This is a genomic window from Streptomyces sp. NPDC048018, from assembly GCF_043202995.1.
Classification (GTDB): domain Bacteria; phylum Actinomycetota; class Actinomycetes; order Streptomycetales; family Streptomycetaceae; genus Streptomyces.
Genome location: NZ_JBIDBK010000003.1, coordinates 805513 through 831029 on the forward strand (window position 1 = coordinate 805513; position 25517 = coordinate 831029).

The 25517-nt window shown below is 72.9% G+C and carries 20 protein-coding genes; 10 read left to right on the forward strand and 10 right to left on the reverse strand.

Going from position 1 to position 25517, the window contains the following annotated elements; all coding sequences use genetic code 11:
- Positions 1-106 precede the first annotated feature (106 nt).
- From ACGF1Z_RS14830 to ACGF1Z_RS14865, 8 genes are all read left to right on the forward strand, one after another.
- Positions 107-1579 (forward strand): sugar transferase, encoded by a 1473-nt coding sequence (locus ACGF1Z_RS14830; RefSeq protein WP_393003747.1) that lies wholly within the window; start codon positions 107-109, stop codon positions 1577-1579.
- A 1-nt stretch (position 1580) separates the two neighbouring features.
- Positions 1581-2741 (forward strand): Gfo/Idh/MocA family protein, encoded by a 1161-nt coding sequence (locus ACGF1Z_RS14835; RefSeq protein WP_393003749.1) that lies wholly within the window; start codon positions 1581-1583, stop codon positions 2739-2741.
- Positions 2738-4861, forward strand: coding sequence for an aminotransferase class I/II-fold pyridoxal phosphate-dependent enzyme (locus ACGF1Z_RS14840; protein WP_393003751.1), 2124 nt, complete (start codon positions 2738-2740; stop codon positions 4859-4861). The genes ACGF1Z_RS14835 and ACGF1Z_RS14840 overlap by 4 nt, the downstream gene beginning before the upstream one ends.
- Positions 4858-5583: an acetyltransferase gene (locus ACGF1Z_RS14845; RefSeq protein WP_393003753.1), complete on the forward strand. Its 726-nt coding sequence runs from the start codon at positions 4858-4860 to the stop codon at positions 5581-5583. Before ACGF1Z_RS14840 ends, ACGF1Z_RS14845 begins: the two co-directional genes overlap by 4 nt.
- The gene (locus ACGF1Z_RS14850) at positions 5580-6695 is read left to right on the forward strand and encodes a DegT/DnrJ/EryC1/StrS family aminotransferase (RefSeq protein WP_393003755.1); all 1116 of its coding nucleotides are present in this window, start codon (positions 5580-5582) and stop codon (positions 6693-6695) included. Before ACGF1Z_RS14845 ends, ACGF1Z_RS14850 begins: the two co-directional genes overlap by 4 nt.
- A gap of 64 nt (positions 6696-6759) precedes the next feature.
- Positions 6760-10014 (forward strand): DUF4082 domain-containing protein, encoded by a 3255-nt coding sequence (locus tag ACGF1Z_RS14855; protein WP_393003757.1) that lies wholly within the window; start codon positions 6760-6762, stop codon positions 10012-10014.
- Positions 10015-10108: 94 nt separating this feature from the next.
- A complete protein-coding gene (locus tag ACGF1Z_RS14860; RefSeq protein WP_393003759.1) occupies positions 10109-11155 on the forward strand; it encodes a glycosyltransferase in 1047 nt (348 codons plus the stop codon).
- Between the two features lie 98 nt (positions 11156-11253).
- Positions 11254-11862, forward strand: a complete 609-nt coding sequence (locus ACGF1Z_RS14865; RefSeq protein WP_393003761.1) for an acyltransferase — start codon at positions 11254-11256, stop codon at positions 11860-11862.
- Here ACGF1Z_RS14865 and ACGF1Z_RS14870 read toward each other — a convergent pair.
- A complete protein-coding gene (locus tag ACGF1Z_RS14870) occupies positions 11837-12517 on the reverse strand; it encodes a hypothetical protein (RefSeq protein ID WP_393003763.1) in 681 nt (226 codons plus the stop codon). The genes ACGF1Z_RS14865 and ACGF1Z_RS14870 overlap by 26 nt on opposite strands.
- A 44-nt stretch (positions 12518-12561) precedes the next feature.
- Here ACGF1Z_RS14870 and ACGF1Z_RS14875 point away from each other — a divergent pair, with 44 nt between their 5' ends.
- Both ACGF1Z_RS14875 and ACGF1Z_RS14880 read left to right on the forward strand, forming a co-directional pair.
- Positions 12562-14616: an O-antigen ligase family protein gene (locus ACGF1Z_RS14875; protein WP_393003765.1), complete on the forward strand. Its 2055-nt coding sequence runs from the start codon at positions 12562-12564 to the stop codon at positions 14614-14616.
- The gene (locus ACGF1Z_RS14880; protein ID WP_393003767.1) at positions 14616-15560 is read left to right on the forward strand and encodes a glycosyltransferase family 2 protein; all 945 of its coding nucleotides are present in this window, start codon (positions 14616-14618) and stop codon (positions 15558-15560) included. The genes ACGF1Z_RS14875 and ACGF1Z_RS14880 overlap by 1 nt, the downstream gene beginning before the upstream one ends.
- Here ACGF1Z_RS14880 and ACGF1Z_RS14885 read toward each other — a convergent pair.
- From ACGF1Z_RS14885 to ACGF1Z_RS14925, 9 genes are all read right to left on the reverse strand, one after another.
- Positions 15539-16342, reverse strand: a complete 804-nt coding sequence (locus ACGF1Z_RS14885) for a glycosyltransferase family 2 protein (RefSeq protein ID WP_393003769.1) — start codon at positions 16340-16342, stop codon at positions 15539-15541. The genes ACGF1Z_RS14880 and ACGF1Z_RS14885 overlap by 22 nt on opposite strands.
- Positions 16342-17004 (reverse strand): class I SAM-dependent methyltransferase, encoded by a 663-nt coding sequence (locus ACGF1Z_RS14890; protein WP_393003771.1) that lies wholly within the window; start codon positions 17002-17004, stop codon positions 16342-16344. Before ACGF1Z_RS14890 ends, ACGF1Z_RS14885 begins: the two co-directional genes overlap by 1 nt.
- A gap of 96 nt (positions 17005-17100) precedes the next feature.
- Positions 17101-18144 (reverse strand): hypothetical protein, encoded by a 1044-nt coding sequence (locus tag ACGF1Z_RS14895; RefSeq protein ID WP_393003773.1) that lies wholly within the window; start codon positions 18142-18144, stop codon positions 17101-17103.
- Position 18145: 1 nt separating this feature from the next.
- Positions 18146-19693, reverse strand: a complete 1548-nt coding sequence (locus ACGF1Z_RS14900; protein WP_393003775.1) for an oligosaccharide flippase family protein — start codon at positions 19691-19693, stop codon at positions 18146-18148.
- 14 nt (positions 19694-19707) lie between these two features.
- Positions 19708-20637, reverse strand: coding sequence for a chain length determinant protein (locus ACGF1Z_RS14905; protein WP_393003777.1), 930 nt, complete (start codon positions 20635-20637; stop codon positions 19708-19710).
- A 152-nt stretch (positions 20638-20789) separates the two neighbouring features.
- Positions 20790-21929, reverse strand: coding sequence for a non-hydrolyzing UDP-N-acetylglucosamine 2-epimerase (gene wecB, locus ACGF1Z_RS14910; protein ID WP_393003779.1), 1140 nt, complete (start codon positions 21927-21929; stop codon positions 20790-20792).
- A 5-nt stretch (positions 21930-21934) separates the two neighbouring features.
- On the reverse strand, positions 21935-23191 hold the full coding sequence (locus ACGF1Z_RS14915; protein ID WP_393003781.1) for a nucleotide sugar dehydrogenase: 1257 nt from the start codon (positions 23189-23191) through the stop codon (positions 21935-21937).
- On the reverse strand, positions 23191-23970 hold the full coding sequence (locus ACGF1Z_RS14920) for a WecB/TagA/CpsF family glycosyltransferase (protein WP_393003783.1): 780 nt from the start codon (positions 23968-23970) through the stop codon (positions 23191-23193). Before ACGF1Z_RS14920 ends, ACGF1Z_RS14915 begins: the two co-directional genes overlap by 1 nt.
- Entirely contained in the window at positions 23967-25187 is a 1221-nt protein-coding gene (locus ACGF1Z_RS14925; protein WP_393003785.1) for a hypothetical protein, read from the reverse strand. Before ACGF1Z_RS14925 ends, ACGF1Z_RS14920 begins: the two co-directional genes overlap by 4 nt.
- Between the last annotated feature and the right edge of the window lie 330 nt (positions 25188-25517).

Below are 25517 nucleotides of genomic sequence, written 5' to 3' on the forward strand. Positions count from 1 at the left end.
TCGCCGCCCTTCCCCTGTCCATGCGTCGTGCGCTCATGGATCGATCGGGGGGAGAGGCCGCGAGGGGTTCAACGGGGTGCGCGCGAAGCGCCCTTGGGGGGAATGGATGACCGTCCTGCCGGTCACGCATGAGCGGCATCGCGTCGAATCCACACACTTCGACGTCCACCGCCTGTGGTGGCGGAGGAGACACCAGATCGTGCTGCTGGCCGCGGACGCCGCCGCGGCCGTCGCCGCCGCACTGCTGGTGCTGCGGGCCGGCGGCCACTGGCCGGTCGTCCTCGGAATGCCGCCGGCCTGGGTGGTCGCGCTGTACGCCCACCGGGCGCACGCGCGCGGCTCGTTGGGGTCGGGGACGGAGGTGTACCGGCGCGTGCTGCGCGGCGCACTGGTCCTGCCGGCCCTGGCCGCCGGGCTCGGCTGGGGGATGGCCCGCGATCTCGACCTGCTGCACGAGATGATCCTGGCGGCCCCGGCGGCCGCGGTCCTGTCCCTGACCGCACGGTTCGCGCTGCGGCAGTGGCTGCGCCGCGACTGGGCGCGGGGCCGGAACCGTACGACCGCGGTGCTCGTCGGGCCCGCGGCCGGGGTCGCCGAACTGCTCACCGCGCTGCTGCGCGACGGACGGCCCGGTGCGCCCGCGGCCGCCGTGCTCCAGGGCATGGACATCGCCGGGGTGTGCCTGACGGACCCGGTGAACGCCGAGGAGGTCGCCGCCCTCGGGGTGCCGGTGCTCGGCGGTGTCGACGAGGTCCCGGGCGCCATCCGGACGTTCCGCGGCTCCACGGCCGTGGTGGTGCTGCCGACTCCGGAGATCGACGCGGTCCTGATGCGGCGGCTCTCCTGGAGCACGGCCGCCGCGGGGGGCGACTTCCTGCTCGCCCCGGGGTTCGGGGACGTGGCCGCGGCGCGCCTGGAGGTCCGGCCGGTCGGCGGCGTCCCGCTGATCCACGTCCGGGCGCCTCGGCTGTCCCGGCTCGCCCGGCTCCCCAAGGAGCTGGCCGAGCGGCTGATCGCCGCGGTGCTGCTGGTGCTGCTGGCACCGCTGATGTGCGTGGTCGCGGTGATGGTGCGCTTCGGCAGCCAGGGGCCGGCGTTCTTCCGGCAGGTGCGGGTGGGCCTGCACGGCAAGCAGTTCACCATGCTGAAGTTCCGTACGATGCGGCCCGACGCGGAGGCCCTGCGGGCCGAGCTCGCGGACGCCAACCACAACAGCGACGGGCTGCTCTTCAAGGTCCGCGAGGACCCGCGGGTGACCAGGGTCGGCGCCACGCTGCGCCGCTACTCGCTGGACGAACTGCCGCAGCTGATCAACGTGCTGAGCGGGCGGATGTCGCTCATCGGACCGCGCCCGCCGCTGCCCGAGGAGGTCGCCGGCTACAGCCACGAGGTCCGCCGCCGCCTCCTCGTGAAGCCCGGCCTCACCGGCCTGTGGCAGGTCAGCGGCCGCTCCGACCTGCCGTGGGACGAGGCCGTACGGCTCGACCTGGCGTACGTCGACAACTGGTCGCTCGGCCTCGACGCGGTGATCCTGCTCCGCACCGGCCCCGCCGTCCTGCGCGGCACGGGTGCCTACTGACATGCGCACACACCAGCCCACCGACACGGGCACCGACCTGGAGGGGAACACGTTGAACGACGCCGACCGACCCGACGAGCGACTGGGAGTCGCCGTCATAGGCGCCGGCTACTGGGGCCCCAACCTCGTGCGCAACTTCCAGTCCAGCGACCGCTTCCGGCTGCGCTGGCTGTGCGACCTCGACGTCACCCGGGCCCAGCGGGTCCTCGGCGGATACTCCACCGTCCAGGCCACCGCCGACTACGCCGCGGTCCTGGCCGACCCCGAGGTGCACGCCGTCGCCGTCGCCACGCCGGCCGGCACCCACCTCGACGTGGCGCTGGCCGCGCTGCGCGCCGGCAAGCACGTCCTCGTCGAGAAGCCGCTCGCCACCACCTACGCCGACGGGGCGCGGCTGGTCGCCGAGGCCGAGGAACGCGGCCTGACCCTGATGTGCGACCACACCTACTGCTACACCCCGGCCGTGGCCAAGATCCGCGAGCTGGTGCACGAGGGCGCGCTCGGCGACATCCACTACGTGGACTCGGTGCGGATCAACCTCGGCCTGGTGCAGAAGGACATCGACGTGCTGTGGGACCTCGCCCCGCACGACCTGTCCATCCTCGACTTCATCCTGCCCGACCACGTGGAACCTGTGGCGGTCGCCGCGCACGGCGCGGACCCGATCGGCGCGGGCCAGGACTGCATCACGTACCTCACCCTGCAGCTCAACACCGGTGCCATCGCGCACGTGCACGTCAACTGGCTCTCCCCCACCAAGGTGCGCACCACCATGGTCGGCGGCGCGAAGCGCACCCTGGTCTGGGACGACCTGAACCCCGCGCAGCGCGTCGCGGTCTTCGACCGCGGGGTGGACCTGGCGACGCCCCAGGACCTGGGCGCGGACGAGCGCCGTGAGGCCCTCATCTCGTACCGGAGCGGCGACATGGTCGCCCCCGCGATCGGCGAGAAGGAGGCGCTGCGCAGCATGGTCGACGAGTTCGCGGCGGCGATCACCGGGGGCCGGGCGCCGCTGACGGACGGACGTGCGGGGCTGCGGGTCCTGGACATTCTGGAGGCGGCCTCGCGGAGCCTGGAGTTCCGCGGTGCGGTCGTCGGCCTGCGGACCGGTGCCGACCGGTCCCTGAAAAACGCGAACGAAGCGGTGGGAGAACGGCGTTGAGCGATATTCGGGACAAGCGGATCCTGGTCACCGGCGGTGCCGGCACCATCGGCTCCCATGTGACGGACCTGCTGGTCGAGGGGGGCGCGCGCGAGGTCGTCGTGCTCGACAACTTCGTGCGCGGCCGCCGGGCCAACCTGGCGGGGGCGATGGCGAGCGGACGGGTCCGCCTCGTCGAGGGCGACATCCGGGACGGGGCGACGGTGCGCCGGGTGACCGAGGGCGCCGATCTCGTCTACCACCTGGCGGCGATCCGCATCACGCAGTGCGCGGAGGAACCGCGGCTGGCCAACGAGGTGATGGTCGACGGCACGTTCAACGTCCTGGAGGCCGCGGCGGCCGCCGGCGTGGGCAAGGTGATCGCCTCGTCCTCGGCCTCCGTGTACGGACTGGCCGAGTCGTTCCCGACCGGCGAGCGGCACCACCCGTACAACAACGACACGTTCTACGGCGCCGCGAAGGCCTTCAACGAGGGCATGCTGCGCAGCTTCCACGCCATGTACGGCCTGGACTACGTGGCCCTGCGCTACTTCAACGTCTACGGGCCCCGGATGGACATCCACGGTCTGTACACCGAGGTGCTGATCCGCTGGATGGAGCGGATCGCCTCGGGCGAGCCGCCGCTGATCCTCGGCGACGGCACGCAGACGATGGACTTCGTCGACGTCCGCGACATCGCACGCGCCAACATCCTGGCCGCCCGCGCGGACCTGACCGACGAGGTGTTCAACGTGGCGAGCGCCACGGAGACCTCGCTGCGCGAGCTCGCCGACGCGCTGCTCGAGGTCATGGGCTCCGACCTGGAGCCGGTGCACGGCCCGGCGCGCGCGGTCAACGGGGTCACCCGACGGCTCGCCGACACCTCGCTGGCCGAGGAGCGGCTCGGCTTCAAGGCCGAGATCGACCTGCGGACCGGCCTGAGGGACCTGGTCGACTGGTGGCGGGCGGAGAAGGGCGCGACCGCGACCGACGCCGAGCAGGCCCCGGTGCGGATCCCCGTGATGGTGCCGTGGCTGGGCGAGGAGGAGGCGAGCGCCGCCGCCGAGGCCGTACGGTCCGGCTGGGTCGCCCAGGGGCCGCGCGTCGCCGCGTTCGAGCAGGCCTTCGCGGAGCGGGTCGGTGCCCGGCACGGCGTGGCCGTGAGCTCCTGCACCACCGCCCTGCACCTGGCGCTCGTCGCGCTCGGGATCGGCCCGGGCGACGAGGTCGTGGTGCCGTCCCTGTCCTTCATCGCCACCGCCAACGCGGTGCGGTACGTGGGCGCCGAGCCGGTCTTCGCGGACGTCGACCCGGCCACCGGAAACCTGACCGCAGCCACGGTGGACGCGGTCCGCACCGGGCGCGCCAAGGCCGTCCTGGTCGTCCACCAGGGCGGGGTGCCCGCGGACGTGGAGGAGTTGCGGGAGGCCTGCGCGGCCTGGGGGCTGCCGCTGGTGGAGGACGCGGCCTGCGCGATCGGCTCGACCGTCGCCGGCCGCTCGGTGGGGCGGGGCGCCCTGCTCGCCGCGTGGTCGTTCCACCCGCGCAAGCTCCTCACCACCGGCGAGGGCGGCATGATCACGACCGACAACGCCGAGTGGGCGGCGCGGCTCCGCCGGCTGCGTGAGCACGGGATGAACGTGTCGGCCGCCGAGCGCCACGCGAGCGGCAAGCCGGTCCTGGAGAGCTACCTGGAGACCGGGTTCAACTACCGGATGACCGACATCCAGGCCGCGGTCGGCCTGGCCCAGCTGGGGAAGCTCGACGCGATGGTGGCCCGGCGCCGTGAACTGGGCGCCCGTTACACCGCGTTGCTGGCCGACGTGCCGGGCCTGGAACCGGTGCGGGACCCCGCGCACGGCGAGAGCAACTACCAGTCGTACTGGGTGCTGCTCGGCGAGGACTTCCCGTCGGGACGCGACGAGCTGCTGGCGACGCTCGCCGAGGCCGGGGTATCGGCCCGCCGCGGCATCATGGCGAGCCACCTCGAACCCGCCTACGCGGGGCACCCCGCCGCGGCCCTCCCCGTCACCGAGCGGATCAGCCGGGACTCGCTGATCCTGCCGCTGTTCCACACCATGACCGAGGAGCAGCAGGACCACGTGGTCGCCGTGCTGCGGGAAGCGGCGGCGCGTCCGTGACCCAGCTCGTCATCATCGGCGCCGGCGGCTTCGCGCGGGAGACCGCGCAGGCCGCCCGCGCCGCCGGCCTGCCGCTGGCGGGCCATCTCGACGACGACCCGGCACTGCACGGCGCCGAGGTCGACGGCGTGCCCGTGCTCGGCGGCACCGAGCGGGCGGCGGAGCTGCCGAACGCGTCCTTCGTGGTGTGCGTCGGCAGCCCGCGCGACTACGCCTCCCGGGCCCGGGTGGTGCGGCGGCTGGCCCTGCCCGAGCACCGCTACACGACGGTGGTCCACCCGGCCGCCGTGGTCTCCGCGAGCTGCACGGTCGGCCCCGGCACGGTGCTGCTCGCCCACACCGTGCTCACCGCGGCCGTACGGGTGGGCCGGCACGTCGCGGTGATGCCGCACACGGTCCTCACCCATGACGACGAGATCGCCGACTTCGCCACCCTCGCCTCGGGCGTACGCCTGGGCGGCGGCGCCCGGATCGGCCGGGGCGCGTATCTCGGGGCGGGCGCGCTGGTCCGCGAGGGCACGGCGGTCGGCGACTGGTCGCTGGTCGGCATGGGCTCCACGGTCCTCGGCGACGTACCGCCGGGCGAGGTGTGGGCGGGCTCCCCCGCCCGCCGGCTGCGGGAGGCGCCGGCCCCGGCACTCGACGAACGACACCGCGACCGCGACGACAGCACCGTCCAGGGGGACCTGACGGTCCCGGCACGAGGAGTGAACGGCTCATGAACCAGATTCCCCTGGTCGACCTGAAGGCGGCCCACGCGGAGGTCGCGGAGGAGATACGCGTCGGCTTCGACCGGGTCCTCGCCGACACCGCCTTCATCGGCGGCGAGGAGGTCGCCGCCTTCGAGCGCGAGTACGCCGAGTTCGGCGGCGTCGCGCACGTCGTGGGCGTCGCCAACGGCACGGACGCCCTGGAGCTGGCGCTGCGCGCGAGCGGTGTCGGCGCGGGCGACGAGGTCGTCATTCCCGCGAACACCTTCATCGCCACGGCGGGCGCCGTCACCCGGACCGGCGCCCGCCCGGTCCTGGTCGACTGCGACCCCGACACCCTGCTGATCGATCCCCTGGCCGCGCGGGCCGCGGTCGGCGGGGCCACCAGGGCCGTGGTGCCGGTCCACCTCTACGGGCAGTGCGCCGACGTCGCCGCGCTCGCCGGGCAACTGCCCGCGCAGGTGCGCATCGTGGAGGACGCCGCCCAGAGCCAGGGCGCGAGCCGGCACGGGCGTACCCCGGGCAGCGGAGGCATCGCCGCCACGAGCTTCTACCCGGGCAAGAACCTCGGCGCCTACGGGGACGCGGGCGCGGTCCTGACCGACGACCCCGAGGCCGCCGCCCTGGTGCGGTCCGTCGCCAACCACGGCGGCGTCCGCAAGTACCGGCACGACGTGCCCGGCTTCAACAGCCGCCTCGACGGTCTGCAGGCCGTCGTGCTGCGCGCGAAGCTGCGCAGGCTCGCCGCCGGCAACGAGGCGCGGCGGACGGCGGCGGCCCGCTACGACGAGCTGCTCGCCCCGCTCGCCGGGACCGGCCGCGTGGTCCGCCCCACGACGGCCGACGGCAACGCGCACGTGTGGCACCTGTACGTGGTGCGCGTGCCCGGCGCCGACCGGGACGCGGTGGTGGGCAAGCTCAACGCGAGCGGCATCGGGGCGGGTGTGCACTACCCGGCCCCGGTGCACCTGACGCCCGCCTACCGGCATCTCGGCCACGAGCGCGGGGACTTCCCGCACGCCGAGCGGGCGGCCGACGAGATCCTGTCGCTGCCGCTGTTCCCGCAGATCACCCACGACCAGCAGCGACAGGTCGTGGACGCACTGGTGAACGCCCTGAACTAGGGCCTGCTCCCCCACCCCGGCCGCTGGGCGGCCTGGATCTGTACTGCCCGTGAAAGGTACAGCGATGCAAAACCACTTCCGCCGGGCCAGAGGCGCCTTGTTCGCCCTGGCCGCGGCGCTGACAGCGATCTTCTTGCCGCCGGGCGGAGAGGCGAGCGCGCTCGCCGATCCCTGCGGAACGGGCAGTAATCCCATCGTCTGCGAGAACTCCAAGCCGGGCACGCCCATGTCCGACTGGTTCGCGGGCAGCTCCTGGGGCGACATCGCGGGATTCCCCACCAAGATGAGCCTCCAGGCCGGGGAGACCCTCCAGTTCAAGGTCCAGTCGCCCTCCTCGTACCACGTGAGGATCTACCGGCTCGGCTGGTACGGCGGTGACGGCGCGCGGCTCGTCTCCACCGAGGCCCAGGCCGCCCAGACCTACCCCGCCACCTATCTCAGCCAGCGCCCCGGCTGTGTGAAGGACCAGCCGACGGGCCTGATGGACTGCGGCAACTGGCCCACCACCGTGAGCTGGACGGTGCCGAGCGACGCGGTCTCCGGTCTCTACGTGGTCAACTTCGACCAGGCCGACGGCAACGGGCTCATGCCGTACCCGTTCGTCGTGCGCAACGACGCCAGCCGCTCCGACATCGTCGTGCAGACCTCGGACCAGACCTGGCAGGCGTACAACGACTGGGGCGGCACCAACCTCTACGACGGCCAGGGCCCCGCGCCCGACGGGCGTGCGTACAAGGTCAGTTACAACCGCCCGATGGACATCGGCGGCGAGAACGGGATCTACGGTTCCGAGTACGAGATGATCTCGTGGCTGGAGCGCAACGGCTACGACCTGAGCTACGTCTCCGGTCTGGACACGGCCACCCGCGGCTCCGCCCTGCTCGCCAACCACAAGATGTTCATGTCGCAGGGCCACGACGAGTACTGGACCCAGGAGCAGTTCACCAACGTCCTCAACGCACGCAAGGCGGGCCAGCACCAGACGTACTTCTCGGGCAACGAGATCTTCTGGAAGACCCGGCTCGAACCGAGCATCGACGGCAGCGGCACGGCGAACCGGACCCTGGTCTGCTACAAGGAGACCAAGCTCAAGTTCCCGACGCCGAACGGCGTGGCCGACCCGAGCAACGTGTGGACGGGCACCTGGATGGACCCGGACAGCACCAAGGAGGGTGAGCCCTACCGACCGCAGAACATCCTCACCGGCTCGCTGTTCCAGGTGAACGGCCCCCGCAACGACGCCATCACCGTGCCCGCCGCCTTCGCGAAGATGCGCCTGTGGCGCAACACGACGGTCGCCGGCCTCACCGGCAACCAGGTCGCCACCTTCCCGCAGGGCACCCTCGGCTACGAGTGGGACAGCGACATCGAGAACGCCTCCCGGCCGTCCGGCCAGATCAGGCTCTCCTCCACCACGGTCGACGTCAACGACGGCAACTACCTGCTCGACTGGGGCAACTACTACGGCAACGGCACCGCCACGCACAGCCTCGTCGCCTTCCGCGACCAGACCTCCCACGCCCTGGTGTTCGGCGCCGGGACCGTGCAGTGGTCCTGGGGGCTGACCAACGTCCCGACGGCCGACCCGGACGGCGGCGTGGTCACCGAGGACAAGCGGATGCAGCAGGCCACCGTGAACGTCCTGGCCGACATGGGCCTCCAGCCCAGGTCGCTCCAGTCCGGGCTCGTCACGGCCTCCGCCTCCACCGACACCACCGGGCCGGCCGTCACGGTCACCGGCCCCGCCGCCAACGCCTCCGTCCCGGCCCTGCGCCAGATCACCGTCACCGGCACCGCCGCCGACGCGGGCGGCGGCGTGGTCGCCCGGGTGGAGGTCTCCACCGACGGCGGCACCACCTGGAAGGCGGCCGAGGGCACCGGCTCCTGGAGCTACAAGTGGACGCCCATCGCCGAGGGACCGGTCCAGCTGAAGGTCCGCGCCGTCGACGACAGCGTCAACATCGGCAACGTCACCAACGTCCCGCTCACCGTGGCCCAGCAGCAGTGCCCGTGCACCGTGTGGCCGGCGACGGCCGCCCCGGCCAAGCCGAACGGCGGCGACGGCAGCTCCGTCGAGCTCGGCGTGAAGGTCCGCAGCTCGGTGCCCGGCACGATCACCGGCGTCCGCTTCTACAAGTCGACTGCCAACACCGGCACCCACAAGGGCAGCCTGTGGTCCGCCACCGGCCAGCTCCTCGCGACCGGCACGTTCACCAACGAGACCGCGTCCGGCTGGCAGGAGCTGAAGTTCGCCGCCCCCGTGCCGGTGAAGGCCAACACCACCTACGTCGCCTCGTACTTCGCCCCGAACGGCGGATACTCCTACGACGCGCACTACTTCACCGACAAGGCGGCGGGCCTCGCCCCGCTGACGGCGCTGCAGTCCGGCACCGACGGCGGCAACGGCGTGTACCGGTACACCGCCACCAGCGGCTTCCCGAACCAGGCGGCCGCGGGCAGCAACTACTGGGTGGACGCGATCCTGGAGACCGGCTCGGCCAGCACCGTGCCGCCGGCCGTCACCGGTCGCACGCCGGCCGCGGGCGCGACCGGCGTGTCGATCACCGCCCCGCTGTCGGCGACCTTCAACCAGAGCATCGACAGCGGCACCCTGGTGTTCACGGTGCAGGGCCCCGGCGGCACACCCGTCCCGGGCCGGGCCACGCTCGACGGCGACGGCAAGACCGCGGCCTTCACGCTCAACAGCCAGTTGGCGCTCGGCACCACCTACACGGTCTCCGTGCAGGCCGCCGACCTGTGGGGCAACGCGATGGCCGACCCGGTCACGTGGACCTTCACGACGAGCTCGACGCCGCCGCCGACCGCCTGTCCCTGCACCCTGTGGAACGCGCAGACCGTGCCCGCGAAGCCCGCGGAGACCGGTGACGGCAACTCCCTGGAACTGGGCACCCGTTTCCGGTCCGCGGTCGACGGCAAGGTCACCGGCATCACCTTCTACAAGGGCGCGACCAACACCGGCAGCCACACCGGCAGCCTGTGGGCCGCCGACGGCACCCTGCTGGCCACCGGCACCTTCACGGGCGAGACGGCCACCGGCTGGCAGACCCTGACCTTCGCCGCCCCGGTCGCCGTCACCGCCGGCACCACGTACGTGGCCTCGTACCACGCGCCGAACGGCAACTACGCCTCGGATCCCGCGTACTTCACGGGCACGTACCTGAACTACCCGCTGTCGGCGCCCGCCGACACCAGCGGCTCCGCCAACGGCCTCTACAGGTACGGCGCCTCGGCCGCCTTCCCGAACGGCTCCTACAACTCCACCAACTACTGGGTCGGCCCGGTCTTCACGACCGACTGACCTCCGGCCGACCGCACCACGGAGGGCCGGCCCGATCCTCACGACCGGCCCTCCGACCGACCGATCCACGCAACGAAAACGGGGAACGCACCACATGAGCTCTGTCAGCGTCGTGATCCCCTGCTACAAGTACGGCCACTTCCTGGCCGACTGCGTACGCAGCGTGCTCGACGAGCAGCCCGGCCTCGACGTGCGGGTACTGATCATCGACGACGCGTCGCCCGACGACTCGGCGGACGTGGCCAGGAGACTGGCCGCCTCCGACCCGAGGATCGAGGTGCGGGTCCACGAGCGCAACATGGGCCACATCGCCACCTACAACGAGGGACTCCTGGAGTGGGCCGACGGCGACTACGTCGTCCTGCTCTCCGCCGACGACAGACTGGTCCCCGGGGCGCTCGTGCGGGCCGCGGCCCTGCTCGACGCCCACCCGGAGGCGGGCTTCGCCTACGGCAGACCGCTCCGGTTCCGGCACGGCGGGCCGCTGCCGGCGGCCCGCACCCGGAGCACCGGCTCCGTGGTCTACCCCGGCCACTGGTGGCTGGAGCGGCGCTTCCGGGAGGGCACGGGGTGCATCACCTCGCCCGAGGTGATGGTCCGCACCAGCCTGCAGCGCACGGTGGGCGGCTACGACCCCGACCTGCCGCACGCCGGGGACATCGAGATGTGGATGCGGCTGGCCGCCCACGCGGACGTCGGCTACGTCCGCGGGGCGGACCAGGCCTTCTACCGCGTGCACGGCGACAACATGTCCACCACGGACTTCGGCGGCCAGCTGGACGACATCCGGCAGCGGCGGGTGGCGTTCACCTCGGTCCTCGACAAGTGCGGCGACCTGCTCCCGCAGCGGCAGCGGCTCGCCGGCCTGGTCGACACGCGCCTGGCCCGCCAGGCGCTGCGCCGGGCCTACCGGGCGTACGACCGGGGACGCACGGACGTCGTGCCGGTGGACGAGCTGGTGGAGTTCGCCCGCGCCTGCCGGCCCGACGCCGAGGCGCTGCCGGAGTACCGGGCGCTGCGGCTGCGGCGCCGGATCGGCGCCCGCACCATGCCGTACCTGCAGCCGCTCGTCCTCTCGGCGGTCGCCGAGCGGGCCCGCGAGTGGTTCTGGTGGCAGTCGTGGAAGCGGCGCGGGATCTAGGTCCTGTCCTGCGGTGCGTGCCGGGGCCGTGGCTCCCGGCGGGCACCTCGGCGGCCGCAGCCGCTCCCGAAGAGACCCTCCGAACGAAAGGCACGTCTGTGAACTACCGGGTCCAGCCCACCGCGCAGGTCGACGAGAAGGCCGTCGTCGGCGCCGGCAGCAGTGTGTGGGAGCTCGCCCAGATCCGCGAGGACGCCCGTCTCGGCGAGAACTGCGTGGTGGGCCGGGGGGCGTACGTCGGCCCCGGTGTGACCATCGGCGACAACTGCAAGCTGCAGAACTACGCCCTGGTGTACGAGCCCGCGGTGCTCGGCGACGGGGTGTTCATCGGACCGTCCGTGGTCCTCACCAACGACCACAACCCGCGCGCGGTGGATCCCGGGGGCCGTCTCAAGCGGGGCGGCGACTGGGAGCCGGTGGCGGTGCGGATCGGCGACGGCGCCGCCGTGGGCGCGCGCTCGGTGTGCGTGGCCCCGGTGAGCGTCGGACGCTGGGCCCTGGTCGCGGCCGGTTCGGTGGTGACCGCCGACGTCCCCGACTTCGCCCTGGTGATGGGCGTGCCCGCCCGGCGGGCGGGCTGGGTCGGCAAGGCGGGCGTCCGGCTGACGGCGCACGCGGAGCGCCCGGGGATCTGGGAGTGCCCGGAGACGGGCGAGCTCTACGAGGAGCGGGACGGACGTCTCACGGAGCACGGTGCGGCGCACTGACCTCCGGCGGCTCCGGGGCGGTGCGCCGGCGGCGGCGTGCCGTCGCGTACCGCTCGACCCACAGCGCGGACATGACGCCGGTGAGGGTGCCGAGGGCGCCCACCCCGGCGAAGGCCCGGGAGCGGTTGGGGGGCAGGGCGACGGTGCCGGGGCGGTTCACCAGATCGACGGTGAGCAGCGTCGCGGCGGGCACGCCCTGGGCCGCCTGGAGGGCGCTCAGGTGCCGGCTGTAGACCCCGATGATCGCCTGTACCGTGCGGTCGGCCGCCTCGGGCGCGGACTGCTCCGACTCGATCTGCAGGGTGGGGATCGAGTAGTACGGCGTGGCGCTGGTGCCGCTGTTGCGGGGCGTGAGGCGGTAGGTGCCGTGCACCCCGGCCTCCCGCAGCTCGGCGCGCCCGGCGGGCGACTGGAGCTGCTGGACCACCGAGAAGGAGACCATCGCCAGCGAGGGCTGGAGGTTGGTCAGCTGGTTGGGCTGGTTGTCGGTGCGCGGCGGCTTCACCACGAGCACCGCGGAGCTCTGGTAGCGCGGCTCGGGCCGCAGCGCCGGGTAGCAGGCCACGCCGGTGACCAGCGCGGCGAGGACCAGGACGTACCAGCGGCGCAGCAGCACGCGGGCGAGTCCCTCGGGAGTCAGCACGTCTCTGTTCATCAGCACCGATACTGGCAGGACCGAGGGGAACCGGGGGAGGGTTCGTGAGCATCGCCGAGATCTTCCGTGTGCTGTGCAGGCGTTGGTACGTGATGGTGCCGCTGACCCTGCTCGGTCTGGTCGCGGGCGGCTATCTGTACACGACGGTCCCCGTGACGTACGAGTCGCAGAGCCAGCTCGCCCTGCTGAACTCCAGTCGCGTGGCCAAGCCGGCGCCGAGCTACGGCAATCCGCTGGCGTACGCGAGCGGTTCGCTGATCGGCACCGCCGACGTCCTGATCCGGGCGCTGCAGTCGCCGGAGACGGCGCGGACGCTCCAGGCGAAGGGGATCACCGACGAGTACGGGGTCGACTTCGCCGCCAAGGCCGAGGGGCCGCTGCTCACGCTGACGGTCAAGGGCGAGGACCGGGCGAAGGTGCTCGACGAGACGCGGAAGATCACGGACTACGCGGCCGAGCAGCTCCAGGTCCTGCAGAGGCAGGCCCGGGTGCCGGACGGCTACTACGTACAGTCGGCGCGCATCGTGCCGCCGCAGAAGCCGGTCTCGCAGCCGAAGTCCCGCTATCAGAAGGTGGCCGCGGTCGTGGTCTTCGGGATCACCGGCGCCTTCCTGCTGTCCTTCGTGGTGGAGACCTGGGCGGGGGCGCGCCGCCGTTCGCGGGGCCTGCCGGACCCGCACCCCGCTCCCCCGGCGCCCGCGCCCGGGGCGGGCCGGCTGCGGCGGCTGCTCACCCGGCCGCTGGACGCCACCGCCGTGCTGACCGGCTATCTGGCCCTCGCCCTCTTCCTGCCGTCCAACCTGGCGCTGCCCGCGCTGGGCGGCGCCGGCACCCCGGCGAACGTCTTCGCCCTGCTCGGTCTGTTCTGGTACCTGGCGACCTGGTGCAGCGGGCGGATCGCCCCGGCGCCCGGCACCCGCACCATGCGGACGGTGATGCTGGTGCTCGGCGTCACCGTCCTGCTGTCGTACATCGCCAACCAGGACCGGATCAGCGGCCAGAAGGAGATCCTGGCGGCCGACCGGGGGCTGATCGTGCTCCTGGTGTGGGTGTCGCTCGTGGTGCTGACCACGGCCGGGATCCAGGACCGCGAGCGGCTGAACGTGCTGATGGGACGGCTCGTGGTGATGGGCACGGTGGTCGCGGCGCTGGGCCTGTACGACTTCTTCACGGGCACCAACATCGCCGACTCGCTGCGCATCCCGGGCCTCAGCTCCAGCACCGCGAGCGTCAACGTCATGGACCGCGGCTCCTTCACCCGGCCGCGCTCGCTGACCGCCCATCCGCTGGAGTTCAGCGGCATGCTGGCGATCCTGCTGCCGTTCGCCATCTGGTACGCCTTCGACCCGGCCCGCCGGCATCTGCGCGCCTACCGGCGCTGGGCGCCGGTGGTGCTGCTCGGCGGCGGGCTGCCGCTGACCGTGTCGCGCACCTCGATCATCGGGATCCTGGTCGTCGCGCTCGTGATGGTGCCGCGCTGGAAGCCCGAGCGGCGCTGGACGGCGATCGGCATCCTGTTCGGCTCGGTCGCGGTCTTCAAGGTCCTGGTGCCGGGCCTCATCGGGACGATCACGGGCCTGTTCTCCGGCAGCCTGAACAACGCGGACAGCAGCACCCAGGCCCGCACCATCAAGTACCCGAAGATCTACGAGTACTTCGTGCAGGATCCGGTCTTCGGCCGGGGCTTCGGCACCTTCACCCCGGAGCGTTACTTCTTCACCGACAACCAGTACCTGCTCACCGTCGCCGAGCTGGGCGCCCTCGGCGTGGCCTGTCTGCTCCTGCTCGGCCTGACCGGGGTGCACCAGGGCGGCGCCATCCGGCGGCTCGCCCGGCGGGAGTCGGACCGGGAGCTCGGCCAGGCCTTCTTCGCCTCGGCGACGGTCGCCCTGGTCATCAGCGCCACCTTCGACACCCTCAGCTTCCCCATGTTCGCGGGCGTGTTCTTCCTGCTCCTCGGCGCGGGCGGCAGCTGCCTCGGCTTCGTGCGGCGCGAGGCGGCCGGGGCCGCAGTCGCCCCCGCCACGCCCGAGGAGCGCACCGCGTCGCGCACGCCCCGTCCGCGCACTCCTGACTCCCACCGTCTCGTGGAGATTTGATGCGTCATCAGCTCGCTGCCGGGGTCGGCCCCGTGGCCGTCCTCGTCGTCACCTGGAACAGCGCCGAGGTGCTGCCCGGCTTCCTCGACTCCCTCCCGGCCGGGATGAAGGGCCTGGACTGGCGGCTCGTCGTCGCCGACAACGCCTCCTCGGACGACACCGTCGCCGTGGTGCGCACGCGCGCCCCGGATGCCACGGTCGTGGAGACCGGCCGCAACGGCGGCTACGCCTTCGGGGTCAACGCGGCCCTGCGCGCCGCCGAGGCCTGGGAGGACGCCTACCGGGCGGTCCTGATCTGCAACCCCGACATCCGGATGGCCGAGGGCTGCGCCGCCACCCTGGTCGAGGCCCTCGGCACGCCGCTCCCGGACGGCTCGGCGGTCGGGATCTCCGTGCCCCTGCTCTACGAGGAGGACGGGTCCCTCGTCCACTCCCTGCGCCGCGAGTCCAGCCTGAGCCGGGCGCTCGGCGAGGCCGTCCTCGGCAACCGCAGGGCCGGCCGCTTCCCGTGGCTCAGTGAGCTCGTCACCGCCCCGGGTGCCTACGCCGCGCCGACGACGGCGGACTGGGCCACCGGGGCGCTGATGGCGCTGTCACGGGCGTGCGTGGCGGCCTGCGGGCCCTGGGACGAGTCCTTCTTCCTCTACTCCGAGGAGACGGAGTACTGCCTGCGGGCCGGCGACCGCGGCCTGCGCACCCGGCTGGAGCCTGCGGCGCGCGCCACGCACCTGGGCGGCGAGTCGCGGGTCTCGCCGCGCCTGTGGTCGCTGCTGGTGGTGAACCGGGTGCGGCTCTACCGGCGCCGGCACGGCCTCGCCGCGGCCGCGGCCTTCCGCGGGGCGGTGCTGCTGCGGGAGCTGTCCCGGGCGGCGCTGGGGCGGGCGCCCGCGCGCGCCGCCGTGGGGGCCCTGCTGGGCCGGCCTCAGTCCCGCCACGAGGTGTAGAAGCTGCCGGGGTTGACCAGATAGCGCACGGTGGGCCGGGCGACGTGGGCGACACGGTGCGTCCGTCCGAAGCGGCGGATCAGTTCCCAGTCCTCGCGGGGCAGCACCTCGGGGGTGCGCCGCAGCCGGCTGAAGTGCAGGGCGGGGACCCGCCGGGCGACGAAGGCGTTGGTGTCGAGGAAGGCCTCGTGGGCGGCCCTGCGCCGGTCGTACGGCACCGACAGGACGTCCATGTCGGTGCCGTCCGGCCGCACCCGCCGCAGCGCCGTGTACACGCCGTCGGGGCCGCCGGCCGCCTCCAGGGCGGCCAGCGCCTCCTGGAGGTGGTCCGGCTCCCACACGTTGTCGTCGTCGAGGAAGGCGACGTAGGACGAGTCGGTCAGCCGGATGCCCACGTTGCGGACGACGCCCGCCACCCCGGTGTTCCGGGCCAGCGAGACGGCGAAGAGCCGGGGGTCGTCCGGGAGTTCGGGCAGTCCGGCACCGTCGTCGACGACGAGGACGACCTGGTCGCGCACCGACTGCTCCAGGGCCGAGCGCACCGCCCGCAGCAGCGCCTCGGGGCGCCGGTGGGTGGCGATGACGGTCGCCACCCGGGCCCTCGGACGGTGCCCGAGGACCTTCGCGAGCCGGGCGGTCTCGGCGTCCTCGACACGGCGCAGCCGCCGCGCGGTGGGCGCGAGCAGGAGCTTGTTCCGCAGCTCGTACAGGACGAGCCACCCGAAGCGCCGCTTGAGCAGCTCCCAGGGTGCGCGCAGGGCCCGGCGCGGCAGGCTGCGCATCAGGGCCGGGTGCGGACGGCCGTCAGCGACTTGGTGAGTCCTGCCACCCGCTCGCTGAGGATCACGGACCGGGGGAAGAGGTAGCTCATCTCGGCGCGGGTGAGCAGCTCGATGTTGATGACCGCGTCCATGCCCTCCTCGGGGGTGCCGGGGCGGCTGTGGGTGAGCGGCCAGTGCCGGACGAGCTTGGCCTGGGCGGCCAGCGGCAGGAACTGGAAGCCGGGGGCGAGGAAGTGCGGCTCCACCGGGAAGTAGCGGTACGGGGTCTGCACCCAGTGCAGCGGGGCCAGCTTCTCGATGGCGGTGACGAAGCGCCGCCGCTGGGCGTGCCCGCCGACGTGCTCGATCGTGGAGTTGGAGACGACGAGGTCGAACTGGCCGAGGGAGTCCGGGATCGCGGGGTCGGTGACGTCGGCGATCTCGGCGGTGATCCAGTCGGGCAGCTCGGCGGGGTGCGCCTCCAGGTTCACCAGGTGCACGTGACGGGGCCGCAGCGGGGAGCGCAGCCAGTTGTCTGCGGTGCCGCCGAGGTCGACGACGCGCATGTCGGCGATGCCGGGGAAGCAGTTGCGGAACCGCTCCCAGCGGGCCGCGCGGAATCGTTCGCCGAGGGAGTCGGGCGCGTCGACGAAACGATTGCGGAGGGCACGGATGCCGGACATCGCATCAACCACCTGGGGTTCGAGGAGAGGGTGGGGTCGGGGCCAACCCTATGCGGGAAGTGGGGATTTATCAGCTGATCTGCCGACCCCGTCGGATCATGAGGGGGTCGGGACGACGGGTGTCCCGTCCGCCATCCGGTTGCCGCGCCACACGTTCCCCCTGCCGGTGGGATTCCAGTAGGCGACGGCGCCGTATCGGCCCCCCGCGGGGTAGTACCGGGGCGAGAAGACGTTGTCGGTGACCTCGATGCCGGTGGAGTCCTTGCCGCCCGCGTAGAGCGCGTAGGAGCCGCCGGCCAGCCAGTTGTCGTCGACGACGGTGTTGGTGACGGGTGCGCTGTCGGCGAAGAGGCCGATGGCGGCGGAGGCGCCCTTCTCGACCGGGGTCGGGTTGAGCAGGGTGTTGTGGCGGATGATCAGTTTGCCCTTGCCGCCGCCGTTGCTGATGACGGCGTTGGTGTGCTGCCACTCGCCGCCGAGGTTCTTGAACGGCGTGACGTCGTGCACGTAGTTGTCGTGCAGGTTGCCCTGGCCCATGGACAGGGCGTCGCCGAAGACGGAGACGTCACAGAAGCCGACCTCGACGGAGCTGGTGCTCATGTTGGACACCGCGTAGTCCGAGCCGCCGTTGTCGGGTCCCTTGCCCGGGACGGCGGTGATGGTGGTGTGCAGGATGCGCAGGCCGGAGTAGCCGGGGCGCAGGTTGATCCCCCACCAGTTGGTGGAGGTGATGCGGCTGTCGACGACGGTGACGTCGTTGGCGTAGATGTCGAGGGAGCCGGTGATGTCCCAGCCCCGGATGACCGTGCCGTCGGTGCGGATCGACGCGTTTCCGGTGCTCTGCGGGGTCAGGGTCGCGAGCCGCGGCCCGGTGGTGCTCGCGTCGGGGTAGCCGCAGGCCTTGGGGCTCGCGCAGCCCTTCGGTGCGCGCGGCTTGCCGTCCGCGGTGCCGGGCGGCGTACCGGGCGGGCCGGTCACCCCGGGCGCGGTGATGGCGCGCGACTCGCACAGGGCGGCGCCGCCCAGGCACAGCGCGTTCTGGCCGAGCCCGGTGAAGGTGAGCACGGAGAACAGCAGGACGGCGGCGAGCAACGCCGCACCGAGGACCTTGCGACGGCCGGATCGGGCCAGGGGACTCACCTCATCGCTCACGGGCCGGCGCGGCCGGCTGCTTCTGCGCCGGTACGGGGGCGGCGGCGCGCTCGGCGTCCGCCACGGGCCGCTCGTCCCCCCGGGTCCGGCCGCGCCGGGCGAGTGCGCCGCGCACCAGTGTGCGGCCGGGCAGCACGCACAGCCCGTAACACGCGAGCCCGATGACACTCGTGGCGCACAGGGCCACGACCCCCTCGCCGAGACGCTGCCGCAGCAGGACCAGCACGACGCCCATCACGGTCCCGCCGAGCACCGGCCGGACGCAGACCCGGGCGAGGGCGCGGGCCGCGATGCCGCCGCGCCGCAGGGCGACGAGGAAGGCGGGCAGGACGATCATGCCGGCGACCACGACATGGCCGACGGCGACCGTGTCGATGCCTCCGGCCCGGGCCGCGAGGATCAGCACGGGGACCAGGGTGACCAGCCAGAGCCCCTGGATGAGCAGCAGCGAGCGGCGCCGGCCGATCGCCACCAGGCAGTCGTACGTGAGCTCGGCGGCGATCCTGGCGAGGCCGAGCGCCATCAGCCAGGGCAGCGCTGCGGCGGCGGGCCGCCACCTGGCGCCGTAGACGAGCTCGACGAGGGGTCCGGCGAGCGCGCCCAGCAGGACGCAGGCCGGGACGGTGGCGGCCATGAGGACGCCGAGGGCCCGGGCGAAGCCCGCGGAGAGGGCCTTCGGGTCGTCGGCGAGGCGGGAGAAGCCCGCGAAGGAGACCCGGCGGGCGGTCTCGGAGATGACGCGGACGGGCCAGCCGGCCATGTTGAAGGCGAGCATGTAGAAGCCGAGGGCGATGTTCCCGAGGACCGCGCCGACGATCATGGCGTCGGCGTTGACCACGGCGAGCGACAGAAGGCTGGCGCCGGCGAGCGGCAGGCCGAAGCGCAGCAGGGCCCGGGCCTGCTCCTTGTCCCAGCCGAACCTCAGCATGCCGGGTGCGGCCACGGCGCAGCCGGCGAGCGCCACCACGTTGCCCGCGACGGCGCCGCAGGCGAAGCTCATGGCGCCCCAGCCGCGCAGGGCGAGGATCAGGGTCACGGAGGTGCTGACGACGAAGTTGAGGCCGTCGACGACCATCCGGCGGCCCTGGCGGAACTCCCGGGTGAGCACCCCCGCGGGGACCTGGGACAGTCCGTCGAGCACCAGGCACAGGCACATCACGCGCAGCACGGCGGTGGCCTCGTCGGAGCCCAGCAGGGCGGCCACGGCCGGCGCCGAGACGAAGAGCAGCAGGTAGAGCAGGCCGCTGGAGAGCGCGCCGAGGGTGAGCACGGTCGGCGCGAACCGCCGCACGTCGCCGTCCCAGCGCACGACGGCGAGGGTGACGCCCAGTTCGTTGGCGGCGAGCAGGACCATGAGGACCGTCTGGGCGACGCCGTAGACGCCCCAGGCGGCAGGGTCGAGCACATAGCGGACCAGGACGATGCCGGTGGCGAAGTTGCCGAGCCGCATCACCATGGTGTTGACGAGGCTCCAGCGGGTCGCCGAACGGACCTTGGTCCCCAGGGACGCCTCGCCCTGGGCGGGTGCGGACTCCATCGAGGGTCTCCTGGTCACTTCACCCATGACGGCGGCCGCTTGGCGGGGCGGCGCTCGGCGGCGGGCAGCACGGGCAGCTGGACGGTGGGCTGGTCGGGCTGCTGTTCCCGCTCGCCGCCGGGCCGGTCGCGCTCGGCCTCGGCGTGCGGGGCGTGGGTGTCGTGGCTGTCGTGGGTGTCCGGGGCGTCCGTGCCGGTCAGCAGCCCGTCCGTGAGGTGACCGGCCAGGTCGGCCTGCCGCGCGGGGCCGGCCGCCGTCGGCGCGGGCCGGGGGCCGGGCGTGCGGTCGGGCTCCGCGGCGAGCCCGGTCTGCTCGGTGTCCGGATCCTGACGGTGCTTCCTCGGGGAGCGGCCGCGGCGGCGGGCCTCCGCGAAGAAGGTCGCCACGAGGCTGAGCACGATCCCGAGGCCCGCGGCCATGACGAGGTACTGGACCTTGGACTTGAGCTTGGCCTCGGGGTCCTGCGGCGGGACGATCGTGGTGATCCGGATCATGGAGTCCGGGGACACCTTCTGGTCGGCCTGCAGGTCCTTGAGCCGCTGGGCGGTGAACGCCATGAGCGTCTTGTTCCCCCGCAGGACCGCGTCCGGGTCCTCGCCGGTCACGGTCAGCCAGAGCAGCGGCCCCTGCGCGTTGTCCGCGATCTTCGCCTCGTACTTCCCGGTGAGGCCCTGGGACTTCAGCTCGGCCGCCGACACGTCGGAGTTGACGTTGCGGGCGAGGCTGTCGGCCATCCCGGTCAGCGACGGCTCCATGCTCAGGAACGGATTGCCGTCCGCCTCCGCGCCCTTGCGGGAGTTGAGCATGGCGACGGTGCTCTGCGACTCGTACGAGACCGGTACGAGCAGCCACGCGCCCACCGTCAGCCCGGCGGTGAGCAGCAGTCCGGGCACGAGGACGTACCACCGCCGGCACATGACCCGGAAGATCTCTGCGAGGTCCATGGCGTTCCCCCTTGCGCGCCCCTGATCGGCGGCTGCTCAACTGCCTTGCCGCAGATGAGGATAGGTGGGATCGCGAGCGGGCGTGAGCCCTTCGCGATCACCACGTTCGACGTTCTGCGGTGCTACGTGCCGTCAGCGGTGTCCGCCGGTTGTCAGTGGTGGTCCGTGGGGCGGGGGTGGTCGGTGGGTCGGGCGCGTTCGGCCGCCGTTCCCCCGTCCAGCAGCACCCGGGCGATGCGCTCGCCCGCGTGCCCGTCCCACAGTTCGGGGCGGCGGGGCGGTGGCGGGTCGGCCAGGAGCCGGAGGGCGGTGGGGACGATCCGGGCCGGGTCCCGGCCGGCCAGGACGTTGGTGCCCTGCTCGACGGTGATCGGGCGCTCGGTGTTGTCCCGCAGCGTCACGCACGGCACGCCGAGGGCCGTGGTCTCCTCCTGGACGCCGCCGGAGTCGGTGAGCACGATCCGGGCGCCGGCCTGCAGGGCGATGAAGTCGAGGTAGCCGGCGGGCGGCACGAGCCGGATGCCGCCGGGAACGCCGAGCGCGTGCAGCCTGTCGGCGGCCCTCGGGTGCACGGGCAGCACGAGCGGGCAGTGCGTGGCGACCTCGCCGAGCGCCTTGAGGAGACCGGCGAGGATGGCGGGGTCGTCGACGTTGGCCGGCCGGTGCAGGGTGACGAGACCGTACTCCCCCGTCTCCAGACCGGTTTCGGTCAGGGTGCGCGACTCCTTGGCCCGCTCCAGGTTGGCGAAGAGGGTGTCGATCATGACGTTGCCGACGACGTGGATCTGGTCGTCGCGGTAGCCCTCGGCGCGCAGGTTGTCCGCGGCGTCGGGGGACGGGGCGAGCAGGTAGTCGCTGATCCGGTCGGTCGCGACCCGGTTGACCTCCTCGGGCATGGACCAGTCGCGGCTGCGCAGGCCCGCCTCGACGTGCGCGAGCAGCGGGCCTCCCTTGGCCGCGACCAGGGCGCAGGCCAGGGTGGAGTTGACGTCGCCGACCACGACGACGACGTCCGGGGCGAGTTGCTCGACGAGCGGCTCGAAGGCCGCCATCACCCGCCCGGTCTGGACGGCGTGGCTGCCCGAGCCCACGCCGAGGAAGTGGTCGGGCGGGCGCAGGCCGAGGTCCTGGAAGAAGACGTCGTTCATGGCCGGGTCGTAGTGCTGTCCGGTGTGGACGAGGACCACCTCGGCGCCCTGGGCCTCCAGGGCGTCCATCACCGGTTTGATCTTCATGTAGTTGGGGCGTGCGCCTGCGACGCAGAGGATCCTGCGGACGGTGGTGACGGTCATGCGGTTCAGAGCACCTCGATCCTGGGACCGCTCAGCCGGCGCCGGCAGTCGAGTACGTAGTCGGCGTGGGCCTCGACGAGGCCGTAGTCGAAGGCGTCGTGGTCGGTGATGAGCACCACCGCGTCGGCGGCGGCGAGCTCCTCCTCGGTCAGCTCCACGCGGGCCAGCCGCCGGTCGACCTGATGTCCCTCGACGACGTGCGGGTCGGCGGCGCGGACGTCGGCGCCCATCTCCAGCAGGAGTTGGGAGATCCTGACGGCGGGCGACTCGCGGGCGTCGCCGGTGTTCTTCTTGTAGGCGAGGCCGAGCAGCAGGATCCGGGAGCCGTTGACGGCCCGCTTGCGCGTGTTGAAGGCGCTGACCAGGCGCTGGATCACGTAGTCGGGCATGTGGTTGTTGATGTCGTTGGCGAGCTCGACGAAGCGGAAGCTCTGCCCGAGTTCCCGCTGCACCCGCCAGGAGAGGTAGGAGGGGTCGATGGGCAGGCAGTGGCCGCCGACACCCGGGCCGGGGGTGAAGCGCATGAAGCCGAAGGGCTTGCTGGAGGCGGCGTCGATCGCCTGCCACACGTCGATGTCGAGGTGGCGGGCGAACATGGCGATCTCGTTGACCAGGGCGATGTTGACGTGCCGGAAGGTGTTCTCCAGGAGCTTCGCGAGCTCGGCCTCCTTGGGTGAGCCGACCGGAACGGTGGTGTCGACCAGCCCGTCGTAGAAGTCCTGCACGGCCTTGAGCGAGCCGGCGTCGACTCCGGACACGACCTTGGGAGTCTGCTCGAATCCCCAGACCGGGTTGCCGGGGTCGATGCGCTCGGGGCTGTAGCCGAGGTGGAAGTCGGATCCGGCGACGAGCCCGGAGCCCTCTTCCAGCAGGGGGCCGAACAGCTCCTGGGTGGTGCCCGGGTAGGTGGTCGACTCCAGGATCACGGTCGCCCCGGGGCGCAGGTAGCGGGCCAGGGTGCGGGCCGACTCCTCGATGTAGCGCAGGTCCGGGGTGCCCTCGTGCAGCGGGGTCGGCACGGTGACGACGGCGACGTCGAAGCCGCCGATGTCCCGTACGGAGTCGCTCGCACGGTAGGTCCCGGCCTCGAGGGCGGCGCGCAGCCGCTCGGAGGAGACGTCCTCGACGTACGACTCCCCGGACGCGAGGCTCTTCACGCGCTCGGCGTCCACGTCGTAGCCGATGACCTCGTGGCCGGTCTCGGCGGCCCGGACGGCGAGCGGCAGTCCGACGTATCCCTGTCCCACGACGACGACGCGCATCACGATTCCCCCCTGCTTGCGGTGCTGATCGACGGTGCCGGCGTGCGGCGGAACAACTCCCGTCCCGTCATGAGGGCGAAGGAGACGTTGGTGGTGAGGTAGCGCTTTCCCAGGCGGCGCGGTTCCTGCAGGGCGCGGTAGAGCCATTCGAGGCCGAGCCGCTGCCAGCGTTCGGGGGCGCGCCGGGTGACACCGGCGAGGATGTCGAAGGAGCCGCCGACGCCGTGGACGAGCGCCACCTTGCTGCGTTCGCCGTAACCGGCGGTGAAGATCTCCTTCTTGGGCGAGGTCATGCCGAGGAACAGCATGTCCGCGCCGCTGGCGGCGATCGCGTCGGCGATCGCGGGCTGCTCGGCGTCGTCGAAGTAGCCGTTGCGGCTGCCGGCGACGCGCAGTCCGGGGAAACGGACGGCGATCCGGCGGAGCATCTGCTCCAGGACGTCCTGCTTGGCGCCGAGGAGGTAGACGGAGTGTCCGGCCGCCTCCGCCTCGCCGAGCAGCCGCATGAACAGGTCGATGCCGGCGACCCGTTCGGGCAGCGGGCGGCGCAGCAGCCGGCTCGCCCAGACGACGGCCTGGCCGTCGGCGAGCACCAGGTCGCAGCCGGAGACCGCCCGGGCGAGCGCCGGGTCGCGGCGCATGTTGACGAGCTTGGCGGCGTTGACGACGCCGATCTCCAGGCGTTCGCCGGCCCGGACGGCGGCGAGGCAGCGCTCGACGGTCCGGTCCATGGTGAGCGCGTCGAGGGTGACGCCGAAAAGGGTCTGACGTGTGGTCATCTGCCGGCCGCCTCGGTGCCGGTGGCCTCCGGTCCGGCCGCGCCCGCCTCGCCGGCCCCGAGGGGCCTGCCCTCGCGGATCGACCCGAGCCATGCGAAGAGCATCCAGCCGAACTCGTACGGCCGGCATTCGCGGTCCACCGCCGTGGGACGGAAGAAGGAGTCGAGCGCGCCGAGCCGCAGTCCGGGCACCACCCGGGTGGACAGGCCGCGGGCGGCGCGTACCGCCTTCCTCGGGTCGCCGCGGTACACCTTGCGCCAGGTGACGCCGAGGTCGTCGAGGATCATCGGCTCCGAGGCTCCGGTGCCCGCGAGTTCGGGTACCTCGGTCATCCAGCGCAGGCCGCGGCGGACCGGCTCGCCGAAGTCGGTGCCGCCGGCCTCGGCGAGGTCGAGGAGGGCGGTGGGGGCCATGGCGTGCTGGTGCACGCTGTAGACGGGGTAGCCCTCGACGACGGTGCCGCGCCGGGCGTCGTAGTGCCACCACCACTGCCCGCCGTCGCCCTGGAGGGCGCAGATGCGGGTGGCGCAGGCGTCGGCGGCGGCGAGGGCCTGCGGGTCGTCGCCGGAGGCGTGGGCGCGGGCGAGGGCCTGCAGCGGATAGGTCTGGTCGGCGAAGCAGCCGATGTGGTCGCGGTACCAGGCGTTGAGGCCGGGTCCGGTGGCGTGCGGGAAGAGCGGGCTGCCGCCGATCCGGGCGCGCAGCAGCCGGTCGCGGGCGGCGGCGAGGCGCTGCTCCACGTCGAGGATGCCGCGGGCGGCGGCCAGCGCGGAGAGCACCCAGGCGGCCTCGACGGTGTACTGGGGGCGGCCCGGTACGTCGAGGGCCGCGACGCGGTCGAGCGCGTCCGAGAGTTTGGGGTGGCCGGTCTCGGCGGCGGCCCAGGCGATGAGCGCGGCGTCCCCGAGGTTGCCCACTCCGGGCAGCCGCTCGACGAGCAGGCCGGTGAACTCCTCGGCGGTGCGGCCGCCGAGGACCGCGCGCTGCCGGTCGGCGGGCAGGAAGCGCGCGCCGAGGGCGGTGATCGCCGCGTAGCGGTTGCTGGTGCCGCGCTGCTCCAGGGTCCACCCGCCGTCGGCGGCGGGGTGTCCGGCACGGGTGAAGACGAAGCCGGTCCCCTCCGGCAGGAGCATCTTCGGGAGTCCCCGCTCGGCCACCGCGAGCAGGCGGGTGGCGAGGTCGTGCAGCGGTCGGTCCGCCGCCGCGAGCTCGGTCATCCGTGAACTGCGTGGAATGTCGGGTGTGTTGGCAGGACGATCGGACACACCCACCCCCCTCGGGTCGGTCCCGGACCAGAGCGGCTGGTCCGGATCGGCTGGCTGATCGGCCGGCGGTGGGGCCGGCGACGGTGGTGCGGGACTGCGACGGGGTGTCGTGCGACGCCGGGTTGCGGGCAGCGCGACGGGGCACAGGACGGAACCGCGGCACCCCCCGGGACGCCGCCCTGCGCGGGTGCGCGCTATCCGGTGACCGCCCGGTTCTCGGGCAGGCCGGCGCGCGATCGGTCCCGGGCGTCACGAACCCGGGCAGGACGAACACGATGAGAC